This is a genomic window from Acidobacteriota bacterium, from assembly GCA_020845575.1.
GTDB lineage: Bacteria > Acidobacteriota > Vicinamibacteria > Vicinamibacterales > Vicinamibacteraceae > Luteitalea.
On sequence record JADLFL010000035.1, the window covers coordinates 101,253 to 121,559 of the forward strand.

General features: G+C 65.1%; 17 protein-coding genes and 1 tRNA gene. 11 read left to right on the top strand and 7 right to left on the bottom strand.

The genetic code is table 11. The features are described 5' to 3' along the window. Positions 1-440 precede the first annotated feature (440 nt). Both IT182_10010 and IT182_10015 read right to left on the bottom strand, forming a co-directional pair. A complete protein-coding gene (locus tag IT182_10010) occupies positions 441-1,406 on the bottom strand; it encodes a hypothetical protein (protein ID MCC6163670.1) in 966 nt (321 codons plus the stop codon). Between the two features lie 226 nt (positions 1,407-1,632). After that, a complete protein-coding gene (locus IT182_10015; protein MCC6163671.1) occupies positions 1,633-2,595 on the bottom strand; it encodes a hypothetical protein in 963 nt (320 codons plus the stop codon). Between the two features lie 113 nt (positions 2,596-2,708). On the opposite strand from IT182_10015, the gene IT182_10020 reads away from it, so the two are divergent. Genes IT182_10020 through IT182_10050 form a run of 7 tightly spaced genes read left to right on the top strand, consistent with a single transcriptional unit; the run spans position 2,709 to position 11,867 of the window. Then, entirely contained in the window at positions 2,709-3,017 is a 309-nt protein-coding gene (locus tag IT182_10020; GenBank protein MCC6163672.1) for a winged helix-turn-helix transcriptional regulator, read from the top strand. A gap of 3 nt (positions 3,018-3,020) precedes the next feature. Then, positions 3,021-4,511 (top strand): SAM-dependent DNA methyltransferase, encoded by a 1,491-nt coding sequence (locus tag IT182_10025; protein MCC6163673.1) that lies wholly within the window; start codon positions 3,021-3,023, stop codon positions 4,509-4,511. Continuing rightward, the gene (locus IT182_10030) at positions 4,508-6,025 is read left to right on the top strand and encodes an SAM-dependent DNA methyltransferase (GenBank protein MCC6163674.1); all 1,518 of its coding nucleotides are present in this window, start codon (positions 4,508-4,510) and stop codon (positions 6,023-6,025) included. Before IT182_10025 ends, IT182_10030 begins: the two co-directional genes overlap by 4 nt. Next, positions 6,015-7,184, top strand: a complete 1,170-nt coding sequence (locus tag IT182_10035; GenBank protein MCC6163675.1) for a restriction endonuclease subunit S — start codon at positions 6,015-6,017, stop codon at positions 7,182-7,184. The genes IT182_10030 and IT182_10035 overlap by 11 nt, the downstream gene beginning before the upstream one ends. Then, a complete protein-coding gene (locus tag IT182_10040; GenBank protein MCC6163676.1) occupies positions 7,181-10,150 on the top strand; it encodes an HsdR family type I site-specific deoxyribonuclease in 2,970 nt (989 codons plus the stop codon). The genes IT182_10035 and IT182_10040 overlap by 4 nt, the downstream gene beginning before the upstream one ends. Further along, a complete protein-coding gene (locus tag IT182_10045) occupies positions 10,150-10,800 on the top strand; it encodes a DUF4433 domain-containing protein (GenBank protein MCC6163677.1) in 651 nt (216 codons plus the stop codon). The genes IT182_10040 and IT182_10045 overlap by 1 nt, the downstream gene beginning before the upstream one ends. Continuing rightward, a complete protein-coding gene (locus IT182_10050) occupies positions 10,800-11,867 on the top strand; it encodes a macro domain-containing protein (protein ID MCC6163678.1) in 1,068 nt (355 codons plus the stop codon). The genes IT182_10045 and IT182_10050 overlap by 1 nt, the downstream gene beginning before the upstream one ends. Before the next feature lie 375 nt (positions 11,868-12,242). On the opposite strand, the gene IT182_10055 is transcribed toward IT182_10050, so the two are convergent. Together IT182_10055 and IT182_10060 are read right to left on the bottom strand one after the other, a co-directional pair. Continuing rightward, a complete protein-coding gene (locus IT182_10055) occupies positions 12,243-12,746 on the bottom strand; it encodes a hypothetical protein (GenBank protein MCC6163679.1) in 504 nt (167 codons plus the stop codon). 13 nt (positions 12,747-12,759) lie between these two features. After that, positions 12,760-14,340, bottom strand: a complete 1,581-nt coding sequence (locus IT182_10060; GenBank protein MCC6163680.1) for an RNA-directed DNA polymerase — start codon at positions 14,338-14,340, stop codon at positions 12,760-12,762. 127 nt (positions 14,341-14,467) lie between these two features. Between IT182_10060 and IT182_10065 the strand changes: the two genes are divergently transcribed. From IT182_10065 to IT182_10075, 3 genes are all read left to right on the top strand, one after another. After that, the gene (locus IT182_10065) at positions 14,468-15,487 is read left to right on the top strand and encodes a hypothetical protein (GenBank protein ID MCC6163681.1); all 1,020 of its coding nucleotides are present in this window, start codon (positions 14,468-14,470) and stop codon (positions 15,485-15,487) included. An 855-nt stretch (positions 15,488-16,342) separates the two neighbouring features. Further along, positions 16,343-16,576, top strand: a complete 234-nt coding sequence (locus tag IT182_10070; GenBank protein ID MCC6163682.1) for a helix-turn-helix domain-containing protein — start codon at positions 16,343-16,345, stop codon at positions 16,574-16,576. 6 nt (positions 16,577-16,582) lie between these two features. Beyond that, positions 16,583-17,692 carry a site-specific integrase gene (locus IT182_10075; protein MCC6163683.1) on the top strand — a complete coding sequence of 370 codons (1,110 nt, stop codon included), beginning with the start codon at positions 16,583-16,585 and terminating at the stop codon, positions 17,690-17,692. Positions 17,693-17,716: 24 nt separating this feature from the next. Here the strand turns inward: IT182_10075 and IT182_10080 are convergent. Continuing rightward, positions 17,717-17,790: transfer RNA gene (locus tag IT182_10080), tRNA-Gln, on the bottom strand. Positions 17,791-17,946: 156 nt separating this feature from the next. On the opposite strand from IT182_10080, the gene IT182_10085 reads away from it, so the two are divergent. Further along, positions 17,947-18,477 (top strand): dihydrofolate reductase, encoded by a 531-nt coding sequence (locus IT182_10085; GenBank protein ID MCC6163684.1) that lies wholly within the window; start codon positions 17,947-17,949, stop codon positions 18,475-18,477. A gap of 29 nt (positions 18,478-18,506) precedes the next feature. Here IT182_10085 and IT182_10090 read toward each other — a convergent pair whose 3' ends face one another. Together IT182_10090 and IT182_10095 are read right to left on the bottom strand one after the other, a co-directional pair. Beyond that, positions 18,507-19,214 carry a DNA alkylation repair protein gene (locus tag IT182_10090; GenBank protein MCC6163685.1) on the bottom strand — a complete coding sequence of 236 codons (708 nt, stop codon included), beginning with the start codon at positions 19,212-19,214 and terminating at the stop codon, positions 18,507-18,509. Between the two features lie 6 nt (positions 19,215-19,220). Next, a complete protein-coding gene (locus IT182_10095; GenBank protein ID MCC6163686.1) occupies positions 19,221-20,282 on the bottom strand; it encodes an alpha/beta fold hydrolase in 1,062 nt (353 codons plus the stop codon). Positions 20,283-20,307: the final 25 nt, after the last annotated feature.

The following is a 20,307-nucleotide window of genomic DNA, read 5'->3' on the forward strand; positions in this document are numbered from 1 at the left end:
TGGTAGCCGGCCGCCATCCGGATGGACCACCATGGATTACACGCGTGCCTCGAGATCAGGAGGCGGCTTGGCGGCTTCCTCCTTCCGGACGCGGCGAGTCAGGGACGACGCTCGCTTCTCGAGGCGCGCGCAGGAGTCTCAATGGAGCGTCAGTGCCCCGCACGGAGGAGGACTTTGGCACTATTTGGGCAGCGACGGAGAATCGCCAATTCAAGAGACCTGGAAGTCTCTCAGCAACAAGGAGTTAGGCTGGCTGGGAGGCAGGGATTCGAATTCGGAGAGAGGCCTTTTCGCAACGGGCTGATGGCGCTGGACTTCTGGTGTTAACCGCTTGTGGCACAAGTGGTTACAGCGCTTCGATTCGTGCACTGCCGTCCCCTCCACTCCTCCCGTTTTCACTGCCGTTTTGGAGACATTCTGGAGACGCCCTCTCGCCCACCTCACACGAGCGGTGCGCGAGCGACGTCTCGCTTGGCGAAGTCAGACGCCATCAGATACACGAACTGAGACGGTTGGCTGGTCAAGAACTCTTGGATGAACTCGCCAAACGACCCGGCCAGGATTCGCGCGAAGTGCTGTGGTCGGTATCGAGTGATCGAGCCGAGATAGTAGGCGATGGCGTAGATGCTCAGTGCCTGTGGCAGCAGGCTGGCGTGCTCAGCAACTGGACTGGCGTACAGGTAGTACCGGCGGAACGGTCGAATCGATGTCACCGTTGACCAGATGTATGGCCTCAGAGTCGCGACCAGGGCGGCGAGCTTGTCGGCCGTCCGGCCTGAGTACGGCATGGGGGCAATCTGCTCCAGCTGAACCGCGAACTTGCCGCTGACGTTGTCGTCACAGCCTTCGATCTCCCTGAACGCGCCTTTGAGGCGTGTTTCCTTCAGTAACTCCTTCCGCGTCTTTCCAACACGGTCGAGGTCGTCCTCCAAGATGCGGAAGGTTGCCCACAGTTGCTTCGGCGTGGCGGAATGGTTGAAGGGAATCGAGTCGATGGCGAAGAACCGTTCGTCTGCACCAGCCGCGTCACACCAGATTCGATGGCCAGGCACGATCTGCGGCAAGAGCAGTGGCACCTGGTAGCTGGTCTTGGTCGCGATGGGGGAGGCACCCAGAGCGGCTCCGAAATCCGCGAACAGATTGGGACCTCGATTCCCCGGGGATGGATGGACCTCCAGAGACGCGTCCTGGAGTTCCTTGCCGCCAGGAGGAAGCTGCTCGCTCACGCCGTGCTGCGCTCGATCGAACGTCGTCCGAACACCCTGCGTCAGCGCGAACGCTTTCGCGAGATTCATGAAGCTGTAGTAGAGCGGCAGTGGCTTCGCGGCCCACTCTCGGACGCCTACGGCACTCCGGTAGAAGAACTCTGCCTGCTCGAGGGACGACAACGCCTCGTCACGCGCCACGGGCGGACATCGATCTCGAGTACTGATGTGGATTAGCGCCCACGGGTTGCTGGCGTAGACGTGCGAGTGCAACCCGTACCGTCGATTGGTGCGGTAGGTCGGCCAGTACGAGAACGCTATCGGGCGACTCTTGATCGTGACTGGCGATCCAGCGCGTGGTTTCGCAAGTTTGGGCATCGGAAAAGGGCTCCAATGTGACAGTCCTGAGACATGCAAACGCCTGACGCTACCTTCGATCTGCGCCCTCGTCATCGAACCGCTCCAGCCAAGTCCGCCCGGCGGCTACACGCAGGCCATCAGCACGGAGAGCAAGTTCGTCATGCTGCGGCGCTACATCCGCGGCCACGGCTCTCGCTTCGGCCCACTGCCCCGCCCGCAGTAGACGAAGCACGGTCGCGTCGATTGACACCCTGACGTCCAGTCGCTCGTCGATCACCGTTACCAGACCCTCGCCCACCGCTCGTGTCGGCACGATCTCACTGAAAAGCGCCAGGATCGGTTCGTAGTAGAACCGCCAGCTGTCGGCCGATACGTCGACGACGACTGGGTGTCTGATTCGCATAGGATCTGGTGTTGGGTCCCGCCAGAAGAACTGCAGGACGTCCTTCCTGAAGAACGCGATGCAACCTGCGTTGACGGTTGGAGCCGATCCGCTGATGGCCGTGACCCGCTCTGCCTGCTCCTTCGCGCGCTGCTTCGCGGTCGCCGACGGCTGACTGATTCTGCCCTTGCATTCCAGCGCGATCCAGTTTCCCGCTCTGGTCTGTCCAACCAGGTCCGGACGAGAGCGCCCGGCGAGCTGCGCATTGAGTTGAGGGCGAAACACGTCTAAATGCAGCAGCCATGGCGCGTCGAGGCACTTGTCGGCAAACAGCTTCGCCACCGCAAGGCCGAGGAAGTAGTTGACGGCGCCCTTCTCTGACGGGTCGAGCGTTCGCGCGGCCTGCGTCCTTCGGAGTCGTCGGCCTGCGGGTCCGGCCTGTTCGAGGGACATTCGCACCAATGACAGGCGGAACAGCGCCTCGTACCAAGAGGCGGTGCCGTGCCGGAACACGTACTGCCGATTGGGCCGACCGACTGTCATTGCAGCCCACAGCAGATCGTCCCACGTAAGGCTTAAGGTTCCTGTCCCGCTGGCCACGCCGGTCCCCGTCGAGAAGTCTTCGGATTCGTAGTCGATTTGCAGCATGTTGGCTGACGGCTCCAGCAGGAGGCTCTCGGAAACCCAGAAAGAACGCGAACGCGCGGATTCTAGCCGAACTGTTGACCTTCGTTCCCGTTTCGGATACGTTTGCACCCGACTTGAGAACAGCCGTCACGGTCCCATCGCGCGACCCGGCCGCCGTGCTCTTCGGCAGCACGCGGCGGCGTGTCCTCGGTTGGCTCCTCGGCCATGCGGACGACGCGTTCTACCTGCGTGAGCTGGCGCGCCACACGGGCACGGCCGTCGGCGCTGCGCAGCGGGAGTTGGAGCAGCTGACTGCAGCCGGGCTCGTCGTGCGAGAGGTGCGAGGGAATCAGGTGTACTTCCAGGCCAATCGGGAAGCTCCGATCTTTCCGGAGCTGCAGGGGCTGTTTGCCAAGACCGGCGCGGCCGACGAGGGGCGTTGAAGCATGAGCCCCGACCTCCGCCAGCACCTCTGGAACTGCGCCGAAATCCTCCGCGGCAGCGCCGTCGACCGCACGGACTGGAAGGCGTACATCCTGCCCCTCCTGTTCTTCAAGCGCATCTCCGATGTCTGGGACGAGGAAACGACTGACGCGGCGGCCCTCTTCGGCGACGCGGACCCCGTGGATTTTCCTGAGGTGCATCGCTTCACCGTCCCGGCGGGTTGCCACTGGCGCGACGTGCGAGAGACAGCGGCCAACGTCGGCGCGGCGCTGTCGCGCGCCATGCGCGAGATCGAACGCGCGAATCCCGACGCGCTCTACCGCGTGTTCGGCGCCGCCGACTGGGGCAACCGGGAAATCCTCACCGACGAGATCCTGAAGGACCTGCTCGAGGGTCTGTCGGAAGTCTCGCTCGGCAACAAGGCCGTCACCACTGACGCACTCGGTGATGCGTACGAATACCTGATCGGCAAGTTCGCCGACGTAACCAAGCGCAAGAAGGCCGGCGAGTTCTACACGCCGCGCTCCGTCGTCCGCATGATGGTGGAGCTGCTCGACCCGAAGGCGGGCGAAAGCATCTATGACCCTGCGTGCGGTACGGGCGGCATGCTGCTCGGCGCCATCGAGCACGTGCAGCGCGGTGGCGGCGACGCGCGCACGTTCTTCGGAAAGATCTACGGCCAGGAGAAGAACCTGACCACCGCGTCCATCGCGCGCATGAACCTCGTGCTGCACGGCATCGAGGACTTCCAGGTGGTGCGCGAGGACACGCTGCGCAGCCCGGCGTTCACGGATTCGAGCACCGGCGGCCTTGCCACGTTCGACTGCGTCATCGCGAATCCGCCGTTCTCGCTCAAGGAGTGGGGGCGCGATCTGTGGGAGGCGGATCCCTGGGGCCGCGCCGCGTTCGGCCTGCCACCCGAGAGCTACGGCGACTTCGCGTGGGTGCAGCACATGGTGGCGTCGATGGCCGCACGCACGGGACGCATGGCGGTGGTGCTGCCGCAGGGCGCGCTGTTCCGGAAGGACGCAGAGGGCCGCATCCGGAAGGCGCTGCTCGAACGGGATCTCATCGAGGCCGTCATCGGCCTCGCTCCGAACGTCTTCTACGGCACGGGCCTCGCTCCGGCGGTGGTCGTGCTGCGCCGCACCAAGCCGGCCGCGCGCAAGCGCAAGGTGCTTGTTGCCGATGCGTCGAGCCTGTTCCGCAAGGGCCGGGCGCAGAACTTCCTCGACCCGGAGCACGCCACCGAGATCGTTGGCTGGTCTCGTGCGTTCCGGGACGTGCCGGACCGCGTGAAGATCGTGACCCTCGATGACATCGAGGCCGAGGACTGGACGCTGAACATCTCGCGCTACGTGATGCCGCCGGTGGGGGAGGACACTCCGTCGTTGCCCGACGCCGTCGCGGCGTTCAAGCAGGCCGTCGCGGAGGCACGAGCGGCCGAAGATCGGCTGCGCGAGGTGCTCATCGAGGGAGGCTGGCTGTCGTGAGCCGCACCACGGAGCATCTCAGCCAGCAGGAGCTGGAATCGTACCTCTGGGGCGCCGCCAACCTGTTGCGCGGCCTCATCGACGCCGGCGACTACAAGCAGTACGTCTTCCCGCTGCTGTTCTTCAAGCGCCTGTCGGACGTGTGGGACGAGGAGTACGCGGCGGCGCTCGCCGACACGGGCGACGAGGGCTACGCACGCGCCACGGCAGACGACCGCTTCCGCATTCCAGCGGGCGCGCACTGGGCCGACGTGCGGAGCGCCTCACGCGACGTCGGCCGCGCGCTCGTCACGGCCTTCCGCGCCATCGAAGCGGCCAACCCGACGCGCCTCGCCGGCATCTTCGGCACCGCGTCGTGGACCGACAAGGCGCAGATGCCAGACTCGACGCTCAAGAACCTCATCGAGCACTTCTCGCAGCATTCGCTCGGGTTGAGGGCCGTGCCCGAGGATGAACTGGGCAACGCCTACGAGTATCTGATCAAGCAGTTCGCCGACGACAGCGGCCACACGGCGCAGGAGTTCTACACGAACCGCACGGTGGTGCACCTGATGACACAGATGCTCGAGCCACAGCCCGGCGAGCGCATCTACGACCCAACGGTGGGCACCGGCGGCATGCTGATCTCGTCGCTCGCCGAGGTGAAGCGCCGCGGCGGCGACACGCGCACGCTGGGCCTCTTCGGCCAGGAGCTGATTCACGTCACCGCGTCCATCGCGCGCATGAACCTCGTGCTCCACGGGGTGGAAGACTTCGAGATCGCCACGGGCAACACGCTGAGCAACCCGGTGTTCACCGACCGCGACCGGCTGCGCACGTTCGACGTCGTCCTCGCCAACCCGCCGTACTCGATCAAGAAGTGGAACCGCGAGGCCTGGCAGGTGGACTCCTGGGGCCGCAACTTCCTCGGCACGCCGCCGCAGGGCCGCGCCGACTACGCGTTCTTCCAGCACATCCTGAAGAGCCTCGCCCCGAAGACCGGGCGCTGCGCGATTCTTTTTCCGCACGGCGTCCTGTTCCGGAACGAGGAAGCGGAGATGCGGAAGAAGCTGGTCGAAGCGGACCTCGTCGAGTGCGTCCTCGGGCTCGGTCCGAATCTCTTCTACAACTCCCCCATGGAAGCCTGCATCGTCATCTGCCGGACAATGAAGGCGAAGAAGCGGAAAAGGAAGATCCTCTTCATCGACGCCGTCCATGACGTGGCGCGTGAACGGGCGCAGAGCTTCCTGAAGCCCGAACACCAGCAGCGCATCCTCGCCGCGTATCGCGCGTTTGCCGACGAACCGGGTTTCGCGGCGGTCGCGACGGTGGACGACGTGCTCGCGAACGGCGCAACGCTCGCGATACCGCGCTATGTCAACCCCGGGCGCCCAGAGGCGTCACATGAGAAGGGCGATTTGGCGAGCGCGTGGGCGGCCTTCGAGGAAAGCGGACGCGAGTTCTGGCTGCAGGTGGACGAGCTGATCGAGGCGCTCGACGCGGCTGTGGGTGAAGAGGTGGTCGATGTCGGCTAAGGCCGGTTGGACCCGCGTGGCCTTCGGCGACGTCGTGAGGAAGGTCAGCGACCGCGTCGATCCAGAGGACTCCGGTCTCGAACGGTACGTTGCCGGCGAGCACATGGACACCGACGACCTCCGGATCCGGCGCTGGGGCACGATCGGGGACGGCTACCTCGGGCCAGCGTTTCACATGCGGTTCAAGCCAGGCCACGTGCTTTACGGCTCGCGCCGGACCTATCTGCGCAAGGTCGCAGTCGCGGACTTCGAGGGAATCACGGCCAACACCACGTTCGTCCTCGAATCCAAAGACCCGCGCGCGCTCCTACCGGAACTGCTACCGTTCGTTATGCAGACGGAAGCGTTCCACGAGCACGCGATCAAGCAGTCGAAGGGCTCGGTCAATCCGTACATCAACTTCTCCGACCTGACGTGGTTCGAGTTCCCGCTGCCGCCCATCGACGAGCAGCGGCGAATCGCCTCCGCACTGAGTGCCATCGAGTCCACCGACGAAGCGTATCGGCATCTTGCCAGTACTGGCGAAAGGGCCATGGAAGCCTTGATCGCGCAGGAACTGTCAGCATGGCAGTCCATGGCGCGCTCGACGCAGCTTCAAGAACACGCCCAGGTCCAATATGGCCTGACTCTCGGCCCCTCCCGAAGAGGGGCCGCCGAAACCATTCCCTACCTGCGCGTCGCGAATGTGCTCCGTGGCCGGATTGATCTCTCTGAGGTCAAGTGCGCGGGGAGACTGCCAGGAGATGACAGCTATCGACTTCACCCAGGCGATCTGCTGGTAGTCGAAGGACACGCTAACGTCGATGAGATCGGTCGAGCCGCCGTGTGGAGGTCTAACGATGGGGACGTGTTCCATCAGAATCACCTCATCCGAATCCGGTGCTCCGATACGCTCGATTCGGAATACCTAGCCCTCGCCATCAACTCAGGACCGGGACGAGGCTATTTCCGCGCTCAGGCAAAGAACACCAGTGGCCTCAACACGATCAACTCGACGGTCGTGAAGCAGTTCCCGCTGTCAGTTCCGCCGATTGCGATGCAAAGGGCAATTGTTGACACAGCGATGTTGGTGGGCAGCGGAGTCGACGAGGCAAGAGGCCGACGCGCGGGCGTTCATACTCTCAAGCGCTCACTGCTGGAGCAGGTTGGTAGGGCATGACTGCCTTCAATGAATCCAACACCGTCGAAGCGTTCATCCGCGATCGCCTGTGCGGCGGCGTCACGCACCATACGGCGGTCGGCACCGGCCTCGCGCGTCATCGCGGCGCGCTGTCCGGTCTGGGCTGGCATTTGCTCGCATCGCAGAACTTGGGCCGGCTGCCGCAGGAGGTGCTGGTCGAGAGCCAGGTCCGGGACGCACTGATTCGGCTCAACCCCGAGATCGCGGCGCAACCCGACCGAGCGGACGATGTGCTGTATCGACTGCGGGCGATCCTGATGGGTGTCCGCGGCGACGGGCTCGTGAAGGCCAACGAGGAGTTCACAGCCTGGCTCGCCGGCGAGCGCTCGATGCCGTTTGGCAAGGACGGCGAGCACGTCACCATTCGCCTCATCGACCTCGACGACCTCGAACAGAACCAGTACGTCGTCACCACGCAGTACACCGTCCGCGCCGGCGCCACCGAGAAGCGGGCGGATCTCGTGCTGATCGTCAACGGCGTGCCGCTCGTCGTCATCGAGGCCAAGACGCCCGTGCGCGCGAGCCAGAGCTGGTTCGACGCCGCCACGCAGATCCACGACGACTACGAACGGAACGTGCCGGAGCTGTTCGTGCCCAACGTGGTGTCCATCGCCACCGAGGGCAAGGAGTTCCGCTACGGCTCCATCGGCCTGCCGCTGGACCTATGGGGCCCCTGGCGCATCGATGCCGACCACGACACGCCCGCGCTCACGCGCATCCGTGACGCCGTCGATTCGATGCTGCGTCCGCACGTCGTCCTGGACCTGCTGGCAAACTTCACGGCCTACGCCACGGACAAGAAGAAGCGGCGCATCAAGATCGTCGCGCGCCATCAGCAGTACGAGGCCACGAACCAGATCGTCGAGCGTGTGGTGGCCGGGCACCCGAAGAAGGGCCTCATCTGGCACTTCCAGGGCTCGGGCAAGTCGTTGCTGATGCTCTTCGCCGCACGGAAGCTCCGGCTCCACTCGGCGCTCAAGAACCCCACCGTCATCATCGTGGTTGATCGCATCGACCTCGACACGCAGATCTCCAGCACGTTTCACGCGGCCGACACGCCGAACCTCGTGAAAGGCGACAGCCGTGCCGAGCTGCAGCGGCTGCTCACGCAGGACAGCCGGAAGATCATCATCGCGACGATCTTCAAGTTCGCCGAGGCGGGTGGCGTACTGAACGAGCGCAGCAACATCATCGTGATGGTGGACGAGGCGCATCGTACGCAGGAAGGCGACCTCGGGCGCAAGATGCGCGAGGCACTGCCGAACGCGTTCCTGTTCGGCCTCACGGGCACGCCAATCAATCGTGCCGACCGCAACACGTTCTATGCATTCGGCGCGGAGGAAGACGCTGCCGGCTACATGAACCGGTACGGGTTCGAGGAGTCGATCCGAGACGGCGCCACCAAGCCGCTGCACTTCGAGCCACGCCTGCTGGAACTGCACATCGACAAGCCCGCCATCGACGAGGCATTCAAGGAGCTGACTGGCAGCCTGAGCGACCTCGATCGCGACCAGTTGGCGAAGGCCGCCGCGCGGATGGCCGTGCTCGTGAAGGCGCCCGAGCGGGTACAGCGCATCTGCGCCGACATCGCGAAGCACTTTCAGGAGAAGGTGGCACCGAACGGCTTTGGCGCGCAGGTGGTGACCTTCGACCGCGAGAGCTGCGTCGCCTACAAGAAGGCGCTCGACGAGTTCCTTCCGCCCGAGATCTCCGACATCGTCATGACCGTGAACAGCGGGGAGGACGATTACTCCCCCTGGCGCCGGGACCGGGACGCTGAGGAGAAGCTGCTCGACCGCTTTCGCGACCCGGCCGATCCGCTCAAGGTTCTCATCGTCACCTCGAAGCTCCTCACTGGCTTTGACGCCCCGATCCTCCAGACGATGTACCTGGACAAGCCGCTGCGCGACCACACGCTGCTCCAGGCCATCTGCCGCACGAACCGGCCCTACGGCGAGAGCAAGACGCACGGCCTCATCGTCGACTACCTCGGCGTGTTCGACGATGTAGCGCAGGCGATTCAGTTCGACGAGGAAGGCATCACACGAGTCATCAAGAACATCAGCGAGCTGATGAGCCGGCTGCCCGAGGCCGTCCAGAGATGCTTGGGCTACTTCGCTGGCGTGGACCGGACGGTGACAGGCTACGAGGGTCTCATCTCCGCGCAGGCGTGCCTGCCAGACAACGACGTCCGCGACCAGTTCGCGGCCGACTACAGCTACCTCGCTCGCCTGTGGGAGGCCATCTCACCGGACCCTGTGCTGACGGCACAGGAAGCGGACTATCGGTGGCTCACACAGGTGTACGAGTCGGTCAAGCCGTCCACTGGCACCGGCCGCCTGCTTTGGCACGCGCTGGGACCCAAGACCATCGAATTGATCCACGAGCACGTCCACGTGGATGCCGTGCGCGACGACCTCGAGACGCTGGTGCTCGATGCGGACCTGCTCGAGGCTGTGCTGGGCGGACCGGACCCAGGCAAGAAGGGCAAGGAGATCGAGATCAAGATCTCGCGCTGGCTGCGCAAGCGAGGGAATGACCCGCACTTCAAGGAACTGGGCGAGCGCCTCGAAGCGCTCAAGGCACGCCACGAGCAGGGACTCCTGACGAGCGTCGAATTCCTCAAAGAGTTGCTGAAGCTCGCGCGCGATGTGGTCTCAACAGAACGCAGCGCGCCGCCACTCGATCGGGAGGCCGAGGGCAAGGCCGCACTGACCGAGCTCTTCGAGGAGGCCAAGCACAAGGACACGCCCATCATCGTCGAGCGCGTCGTCAGCGACATCGACGAGATCGTGCGGGTCGTTCGTTTCCCCGGATGGCAGGCCACGCACGCCGGCGAACGCGAGGTGAAGCTGGCGCTGAGGAAGACGCTGTTCAAGTACCGGCTGCACCAAGATCAGGACTTGTTCGACCGGGCGTACCGGTACATCAGGGAGTACTACTGATGTCCGGGACGCTCGAGTTGACGCCCGAACGGGCCCGCATCTTCCGAATCACGCACATCGACAACGTGCCGTGGATTCTGGCTAATGGCCTGCACTGCGGTAGCTCGGATGTCTGCGACCCAGGATTCATTCAGATCGGTAACCCGGAGCTCATCACGAAGAGGACGACGAAGGCAGTTCCGATTCCGCCTGGAGGTACCCTTCACGACTACGTCCCGTTCTACTTCACGCCGTTTTCGCCGATGCTGTACAACATCAAGACCGGCTGGAACGGCATCACTGCTCGGCCGATGCGGGAGATCGTGATCCTCGTGTCGTCGCTCCGGGCGCTGACGGACAACGACGTGAGCTTCGTCTTCACCGACAGGCATGCGTATCTCGCAGCTGCGCAGTTCTCGTCCAGCCCTTCAGAACTCGCCGATCGAATCGATTGGGCGATTTTGCAGCAGCGCGATTTCGCCCGTGATCCCAACGATCCTGGCAAGTTCGAGCGGTACCAAGCCGAAGCGCTGGCGCACGGCCACGTGCCCCTGGCCGCAGTGACCGGAGTCGTGTGCCACGGTCCGGCGGAAGCCACGCATCTTCTTGGCCTGGTGCGGGATAATGGTGCTAGTCTCTCGGTCGTCTCCCGGCCGGGGTGGTTCTTCTGATGCTGCGCTACGCGAAAGGCAACCTGCTCGCGGCTCCCGCCGATGCACTCGTCAACACAGTGAACGAGGTCGGCGTGATGGGCAAAGGCATCGCCCTGATGTTCAAGGAGGGCTACCCAGAGGCGTCTGCCGAGTACGAGCGTGAGGCCAAGGCCGGGCGCATCAAGGTCGGAAGCGTGCTGGCGGTACCCAACCAGCGCCTGGTCGGCCCGCGGTGGATTGTCCACTTCCCGACCAAGAAGCACTGGCGGCACCCGTCGAAGCTGGAATGGGTCCGGACGGGCCTGCGCGACCTCGTTCGTGTCATTCACGAGAAGGACATCAAGTCTATCGCCCTGCCTCCCCTCGGTTGCGGCAACGGTGGGCTCGACTGGGAGCTCGTGAAGCGCGAAATCGAGGCGGCCGCGGCTGAAGTCCCCGACGTGGACATCCTTGTGTTCGCGCCAACGAACGAGTACCAGAACACCGCCAAACGCGAAGGGGTGGAGGACCTCACACCGGCCCGGGCACTCATCGCGGAGCTGGTGCGAAGGTACGCCGTGCTCGGGTTGGAGTGCACGAATCTTGAAGTACAGAAGCTTGCGTGGTTCCTCGACCGCTGGATTAAGAGCTTGGGCATCGAGGATCCGCTGAAGCTCGATTTTCAGGCGAACAGGTACGGGCCATACGCCGATCGACTCAGGCACCTTCTGAACGGCCTCGACGGCAGCTACCTGCACTGCCAGAAACGCCTCAGTGACGCCGGCCCACTGGACCTGATCTGGTTCGAGGATGCCAAGCGGGAACGCTTGGAAGCGTTCTTGGCCACGCCGGAGGCCGCGCCCTTCTTGCCGGCTCTTGAGCAAACGTCGGCGCTGATCGACGGCTTCGAGTCGCCGCTCGGCATGGAGTTGCTCGCAACCGTAGATTGGCTCTTGCAGAATGGCGCGGAGCCGACGACGCCTTCGGTCCGTGAGAGCCTTGTCGAGTGGCCGGGCGGTCGCGCAGCCGGTCAGCGAAAGCGGAAGCTCTTCGACAACAGACTCGTCGGGCTGGCGATTGAGCGGTTGGCCTCGTCGCGACTCTAGCGGCCAGCATACGCTGTCACGTGGACCACTGCTCCAAGTCATCGACCAGCTCCGGTAGTTGACCGGGGCGGTACAGCCGAATCGCTGGAGGCGTGAGCTCCCTCGCGGCAGATGCACCGATCTCCTGCCACTGTCTGTCTACCGCGATGAACCCGCCGATCGCCATTGCGGGTATCAGGTGGGCGACGTCGAAGCCATCGTTGTCCAGCCACGTGCGGCCGGGCGCTCGACGAGTAGCTTCCCGCCAAACGGCGTTGTGAACACGCAACACGCGTCCACTCGTTGGCGGTAGGGCAGGGTAAAGCCGGTCGCACGCTGATCGATCTCGTCGCTGCTCAGCCGCATCCGCTTCGGCACGCGTCCTCGCTGCCACCTTCAGGCGCGCGAGATGCGGGTCTGGCGCATCCGTCGACTGAGGTTCCGTCCACGCCAAGGGCGGCCCAGGTCAAAGAACTCGTCGTCAGTGAGGTTGTGCGGGTCGATGTCCGCTCTCAGAAGCTCGCCACATCTCTCCATCACGAAGCCCTCCAAGGCCTCCATCGACAGGTACGCCCCCAGTTCGTCTCTGCTCTCCCGCCCAGCCACCACCGACACCACCGGGTTGATCGGCAGCCAGTTCGAGCCGAGAGCTGAGAAGAATGCGGCGGCGCGAGTCCTGGCGTCACCTCGGACGGTGTCCAACTCCGTGAACCACGCGGATGATGTGAGCAGCGAGCTGCCCTGCGCGCGGATGGCAGCGACCAGTCGCGCTCGGAGTTCAGCGTTTCGGTCGTTGGAGAGTTCACGCACGGCCCATATATCGAGGAACAGCGCCGGACCGAAGAGGGCTGCTTCGGCTTCCAATCCGCCGTCTTCCTTCCTGACCTTCTTGATGCTCATGCCGCCCACTCCGCTACGCGTAGAAGTCCGGCAGTTCTCCTCCGGGGAGCGCCGAAGCAGCAGCAGGATACCGGGGAACGCACTCGGCTCCGTCGAAGAATGCAACTCCAGCTGCGTGCATCCCGGCGAACGCTGGATCCGTAGCTACAGCCGGCGCGGGAAGCCACCCATTCCGGTTGGCTTCGTAGGCAAGAAGCCAATGTTCAGAGCCTAGAGCCTGCGGATCGGCCGCCAACGTGGACCACTTCGTCTTGTCGATGCCGCCAGGGCCGAACAAGCCTTGTGACTCCGCGTACATGGCCAGCAGCGCCACAACGTCGTCGTCCATGCCACTGACGGCGTTGAGGGCATCGGCGCTCAAGGAGAGCTTCCACGCGCAGACCGCCCAGAGGGCCCAAGCCACCTCGCTGCCTTGCCCACGGGGAGCGTGGCGCAGCACGATACTTTCGCAGACCTCTGCCAGTGGCACCTTGCTGACGGCATTCCCTGTCGCCACGGAGACCTGGTGGAGCGTGCCGAGAACCGTTGGAAGCGTCGAGGAATCTGCGGATGCGGCGCCAAGTAGACAATTCTGGAACGTCCGCCAAGCTCCCGCACTCACGTCGAGCGACCGGACTCGCGCGACTGCATACTTGAGAACGGAATCTTCTGGGTATGAGGCCGCTGCGTCGAAGGCAAGGCTGAACAATGCTACGAGATCGTTGCGCTGGGCGGTCGGATGGCCAGAGTCTCGAAGCCGGAAGCGCGACACGTCAGACGCCCAGCGACCATCCAGAGCTTGCGGCAGCTCCTGTATCCCGGTCTTCCTTGGGTTGAGCGCCAGCTCGTACTCGGAAAGGACGCCCTGGATATCCGCTAGCACCTGTTCGCCGTCGCGGAGCGTCGCGAAAGGAAGCTCGTAGTCGTCGACGTAGCGGAACCCGCGAATGAGCCCCTTGCATCGAGTCACCAGGAGGTCGTCGGCAGCCGCAAGTACCATTTCGGCGACCACCAGCGATGCATCTGGCCCGATCGGCACGCCGTGCGTCTGGCCGTCGTTCATGGCGCTCAGCGCTTTATCGATCTTGTTGCCGAGCAAGTGCGCGCCCTTGTTCTTCGTCGTCAGCGCGGTCTTTGCCTGCTGCTTGCCGTGCAAGGCCCAGGGAACCGCGTGGGTATAGAGCGACGGGTAGAACTGGCTGATGTCCGTCTTCAGCAGGTACCGGGCGGCTCGCCTCCGAAGGGCCCGCAGCCGCGGCAACTCGGCGTAACGATAGCGGGGAACGATCGCCCGAGGACTGGACTTCATCACGTAGGGTCGGCTTGCCGACAGGCGATGGGTCCATGTCAGAGCCCTGATGGCTGTCCAGTTCGACACGAGCAGGTCAGCAAGGCGGTAGTACGAGAGCGGATTCGGGATGCCAAGCGGGCGACGAAGGCCACCAGGACGAGCGAGGTTGTGCCTGACGCAGCGCGTCCAGCGGGCCTTGCCCCACTGGCCCGCGTGAGCTGGCGCATAGGCCGCGAAGTCCGCCGTCTTGAACGGTGGGGGCAACTCGCGCGGGAAGTAGCCCTTCTCGAGCAACTCGGCGAGCGTCGCTGGACGTGGCGGCATCGGTTCTCCATGTTTCGGCCAGGGTGAATGGACGCATCAGCTTAGCCTGTCACGGTGGTAAGGAATATCGCCGGCGCTGCGTTCAACTTCTCAGGAGACATCAGGTGCCTCCCGAGGAGCCGAGACGATGTACTCGCCCGCGAGAGACCGTGCTCAGGAACGCATCAATGCCCTGAAGATGGGGTTCCGCTTCACGGAGCGGCAGGCGCGGTTCCTCGTGACAGTGCTCCAACACTCCGGCGTGTTCATGGGCCGGCACTACGCCGCCTTCGCTGGCATCACCCACGGACAGAAGGTCCACGACTTTCTGGAACGGCTGCTGGCCGCTCGGTTCGCCACGGCGTTTCGCGTCGGCCGCACCGGGCGCACGCGCATCTTCCACGTCCACCACAAGCCGCTCTACGCGGCGGTTGGCGACCCGGAGAACCGCAATCGGAAGCCCGTCGCGCTCGGCCGCGCCATCGAGCGGATGATGCTGCTCGACGCCGTGCTGGCCGAGCGTGAGTTCCTCTGGCTCGGCACCGAGCGCGACAAGTACGCGCACTTCGTGATGCTGCTGCAGGGGAGGCTCCAGAACGACGAGCTTCCGCGGCTGGTGTTCTTCAAGGACGCGCTCGATCAGACGGTCCGCTACTTCCCCGACAAGCTGCCGATCGGCGTAGAGCCAGAGACCGAGCGCCACGTGTTCGTGTTCCTCGCCGCCGACGGCTCGCCGATGGACTTCCGGCAGTTCCTGTTACGGCACGCGGAGCTGCTCAGGGCGCTCCGAAGCTGGACGATCCGCGTCCTGTTGCCGCGCGAACGGGCGGCCCTGCGAGACATCTACGTGGCGGCCGTCTACGACCAGCTCGCGCGTCCGCTGCCGCTCTCGTACCGGGACGATCTGCGCGCGAGTTGCGAGCGTCGGCGCGACGGACGACCACCAGGCCGGATCGGCATGGACCCGCCCACGTCGAGCGTCCGCATGCCGAGCGGGCCAGCCCTAACCGCGCTCTACCGCCGCTGGCTCGAGGTCGGCAATACCGTCGTGACCGATGTGACGTCGTCGATTATTGGCGACGCGCTCCAGAGCGGCCGAGGCACCGTCGAGTGCGTGGTCCTCTCGCACGCCTATGCCCATCTCTCCTCCCTGGCTGGCACGTCGTGACGGTAGACCATGAGGGGGATGAACTCCTGGGGCAGCTTCATCCCCCCGACCAGTTCGCACACGGAGCCGCGAATACGGAGGATGAGCCGATCTCCGTCGTCCTCACGCTACAAGAAGGCCCGCAGCTGCTGCAGGTTGCAGCGAACAGGCTGGACGCAACGCGGCGGCGTTCTTTGCCGCAGCCCATGACCCGCGCGCAGAACCGAGATGAAGACAGGGCGTGAGCGACCCCCCGATTTCAGCCGCTGGCCCGAAAGAGCCGCGGCCCCGGAGGGTCGCTCACGCCCCGCGTGTCGGGGAGCTGAGTGTGCGCGGCGTCGGGCCGCTGGAAGCAGGAGCGACGAGCCCGCATCGCGGGCCATGTGCTGGTCGCGTTCAGCGTGCGGCCGCTGCCGCCGAAGGATATGCGCGTCGTCTGTAAGGTTTGGCCCGCCGCCTGCGTTCATCTGAGTAGAGCCCGCTGACCGCAAGCAGACCACACGCACGCTCCGACACATGATTCTCGGGGCGTGCTCGGCGCGGTCAAGGCTCCGCTCGCTTCGCTCGCCGCGTGCGCGTCCCGCGCACATCCGCCCGACCACGCGGCCTTGACCGCACCTCCGCGCGCCCTGGTCTGGCACTTGTCGGAGCGCGCGGATGACTGCGTCCGGGCCGAGGACGCTCCTGTAAGGACGGACATCGCGTCCGTTCGCCGGCACGCGCAACGCGTCCCGGTCGATGTCGGCTCATCGCCGGCATCAGCGCTGACACCACACTGCCGGACGCTCAGCGCGTCCACTCACCGCAGCGCAACTTCCAATCCACGTCAACTGGCTTGCCCGCACCGCAGCACGCGGTGTGGGTCGGAGGTTCGCCATGAACGTTCAGTCGACCACGCGTGCACGCGCGGCCAACGACAACGACTGGCCCGTGCTCCTCACCGTCGACGAGGCCGCCGCGCTACTCCGCACGACCCGACGCGCGATGTACGCGATGGTCGAACGGCGCCAGTTGCCCGGCGTCGTCCGCATCCGTCGTCGGGTGCTCTTCCGCACGGAGGCACTGCTAGACTGGGTGGACCAGAAGTCCGCGCCATTGCCGAAGGAGTGAACGGCGATGAGCGTGAACATCAGACGGCATCCCCGCGGCGGTTGGGACGTGGACATCAGCGTCCTGCTTCCGTCCGGGGATCGGCATCGTGAACGGCGCAAGCTGGGCGCGAGCTGCTCGAAGACAACGGCCAGGGAGTGGGCCGAGCGGCGGGAGCGAGAGCTCCTGCTGACGGGCCCGAAGACACGGAAGGAGGTGCCGACGCTGGAAGCGTTCGCGCCGCGGTTCATCGAAGGCTACGCGCGCGCAAACCAACAGAAGCCGAGCGGGATCGCAGCCAAGCAGTCGATTCTGCGGTTGCACCTGATCTCGACGCTCGGTGCCCGATCGCTCGACGCGATCAGCAACGAGCAGGTGCAGCGGTTGAAGTTGGGCCTGCACGACAAGTCGCCGAAGACGGTCAACAACGTGCTGAGCGTTCTCAGCGTGCTGTTGAAGCAGGCGGTGGAATGGGGCGTGCTGGAGAAGATGCCCTGCTCGATTCGCCTGATGCGGGTGACGCGCACGGACGCCGCGTTTCACGACTTCGAGGCGTACGAGCGGTTGCTGGACGCGGCGCAAACGATCGACCCGCGCAGCTACCTGATCGCGCTCCTCGGTGGCGAAGCGGGACTACGGGCGGGCGAGATCGTGGCCCTCGAATGGGCCGACGTCGATCTCGAGCGACGGCAGATTCGGGTGCGGCACTCGGATTGGTGCGGTGAACTGACGGCGCCGAAGAACGGGCGCATTCGGTTCGTTGGGATGACCGAACGGTTGGCAGCGGCGATTCGCCAGCAGCGGCATCTCCGAAGCCGTCGCGTCCTCTGCAAGGACGACGGCACACCGCTCACGCGGCAAGGCGCTTGGTCACGTATTCGCTATGCGGCCAAGCGGGCAAAGGTGCCGACCGGCGTTCACATCCTGCGTCACACGTTCTGCTCGCACCTGGCGATGCAGGGCGCGCCGATGCGAGGCGTGCAGGAGCTCGTCGGACACCAGAGCCTGGCGATGACGCAGCGGTACTCGCACCTGACGCCGGCGTCGCTCGACTCGACGATCAGACTGCTCGACAACCGGCCGATCCGTCGCGCGGTTGGAGACAATCTGGAGACGCCAGAGGGTCGAAACTCGTAGGTTGTTCGGGTAGAACGGGTTAAGTGGCTGGGAGGCAGGGATTCGAACCCCGATACTCGCGTCCAGAGCGCGATGTCCTACCGTTGAACGACCTCCCAGCAGAGGACGGCAGGTGCCGAAGAACCCCCAGTGTAGCAACCCGGCGCGGTTCAGGGCAACCCGCTGGCCGGGGCGTACTCCCCGGGGGTGAAATCGACTGCCCATTCCGAGGATCGCGTAGGCTGACGCAGGGGGTGGAAGTGTCCGAAGAGCCCATGCCGCGGGTGCGCTATCAGGTGGCCTCGAGCCTCGACGGCTTCATCGCGGCAGAGGACGGCAACTACGACTGGATCCCGATGGATCCGGCCATCGACTTCGGCGCCTTGTTCGCACAGTTCGACACGCTCGTCATGGGTCGCAAGACGTTCGAGACGATGCAGGCCTACGAGGGTGGCGGCAGCGATGCGGGCGTGTACGGCAAGGAGACCTACGTCTTCTCCACGACGCTCGACGCGAATGCGCACCCGAACATTCACATGGTGCGCGGCGACATCACCGGCGTCATCGCCACGCTGCGCGCGCAGCGCGGCCGCAAGGACATCTGGCTGTTCGGCGGCGGCAACCTGTTCCGCCAGTGCATCGATCTCGGCCTGGTGGACTCGGTCGAAGTCGCCGTCGTGCCGGTGCTGCTCGGCTCGGGCATTCCGCTGCTCCCCAAGGGGTCGCGCGTGACGTTGGCGCTGACCGGACAACGGACGTACGAGGGAAGCGGGACGGTGCTGCTCGAGTACGCGGTTAAACGGTAAGCGCTCACGAACGGCATCCGGCAGGCGCGTCATCGCTTCTTCGCGGCGCGCTTCAGGACCGCACGCGTGGCGACCGGCCCTCGCAGATCGCGGCTCGCATCCTTCCCCACCCATCTGGCACCCGCGTCATCCGGCGCCGCCAGCCTGGTGGCCACGGCCAGTGCGGCGCGATGCAGCGCGGGACGGCGACGACCTGCCGTGCGCAGCGCCCAGCTGACGCCCTTGCGCACGAGATCGCGCGCATCGTCTGCAGCGGCTTCGATGAGCGGCAGCCGATCGAGAAAGCAGGCGTCAGGCGCTGCCTTGTCGTGTACGGCAAGGCTGGCCATCAACGCGAACGCGGCGCGCCGCACGAACTCCTGCCTGGCCGACGCCCAGCGGTCGACGCAGCGCCACGCATGCGGCGTCCTGTCCAAGAGCGCGAAGCACCGCGTGTCGCACACGGCCCAGTTGTCGAAGTCGCGCACCCACCGATCCATCTGCGCCGCTGTCACCTTCGCCGGTTCGTCGACGTATGCCGCAAGCAGCTTGGCCTCGTGGATGCCCGAGCCCCAGAGTTCGGCAGCAAGCGCATGGTTGCAGCCAAGGCCTCCGGCCACCTTCTGGATGTTGGCCATCGAGACGCCGAGCGGACGCGACGCAGCGATGCCAAAGCGCTGGAGATTCGCCAGATCCTTCGGCGTGGCAGCCGCCGCGAGGCGCGCGAGGACGTCGGCAAGCACGGGAGCGGCCTGCATTGCTCCCTACCGCTCCGTCGCCTTCAGCAGCGCCGCGAGGTGCGCCTTCCAGAGCACGGCTTTGGTGTGGGTACCGTGGCCCACTGTCTCGTCGCTCAGGGGCAGGACTATTGCCGAGCCGCGCTTCACGCGTGGAATCGCGCGTTCGAGGATCCGGAGCTCGGGCGGGTTGATGATGTCGTCGGCTGAATTGATCGCGACCAGTGGCGCCACGATCTTCTCGAGTCCGGGCTCAGGGTCGTAGTCGCGCGAGGCTTCGATCGCGTAGAGGATATCGTTGGCATCGCCCGTCTTCACGTAAGCATCGACATACGTGTCCAGCACGCGATCCGCGTCGGCGAGCGTGGGGGCCGCGGCCTGACGGATGATCGGATTGCTCCCGGCCAGCCACAGCATCTGCGCCACGGTCCGAAGCCCCTGCGGCTGCGACGTGTAGTCGCCGCCCTGCCAGCTCGGGTCCGTGCGAATGGCATCGATGGCCACGCGACGCCACGCCCTGTTGCGTCCGGATATCTGATCGGGCAGGCTCGCGAGCGGCATCAGCGCGTCCATGGATTCGGGGTAGCGCTCGCCCCAGACCCACGTGTGCATGCCGCCCATCGACGTCCCCATGACGAGGCGCAACCGGCCCGCGCCGAGCCCCTCCGTCATCAGCCTGTAGTGCGCGCGCACCATGTCGCCATAGCCGTACCTCGGGAACGTCGCGCGCAGGCCGTCGCTCGGCTTGCTCGACTTACCATGTCCGATCGCATCAGGAAGCACGACGAAATGGCGCGCGGCGTCGAGCGGCTGCCCGGGCCCGAACAACTCGCCCGCGAAGTTCTCGCCGATGAACTGTGCGCCTGACCCACCCGTGCCATGCATCACGATGACGGCGTTGGCGACCTTGCCCGCGGCATCGCGCTGCGGCGTACCCACGGTACGGTAGTGCAGACGCAACTGGGGCAGCACCTCTCCCGAATCGAAACGGAAGTCGCTGATGACGAAATCGGCTTCGACGATTGTCGGTGTCTGCGCCGCTGCCACACGGGCCGTCAGCGACAGGACGAGCAGGAGGCGGACAAGCATGGCGCATCGTGCCACAACCGCGACA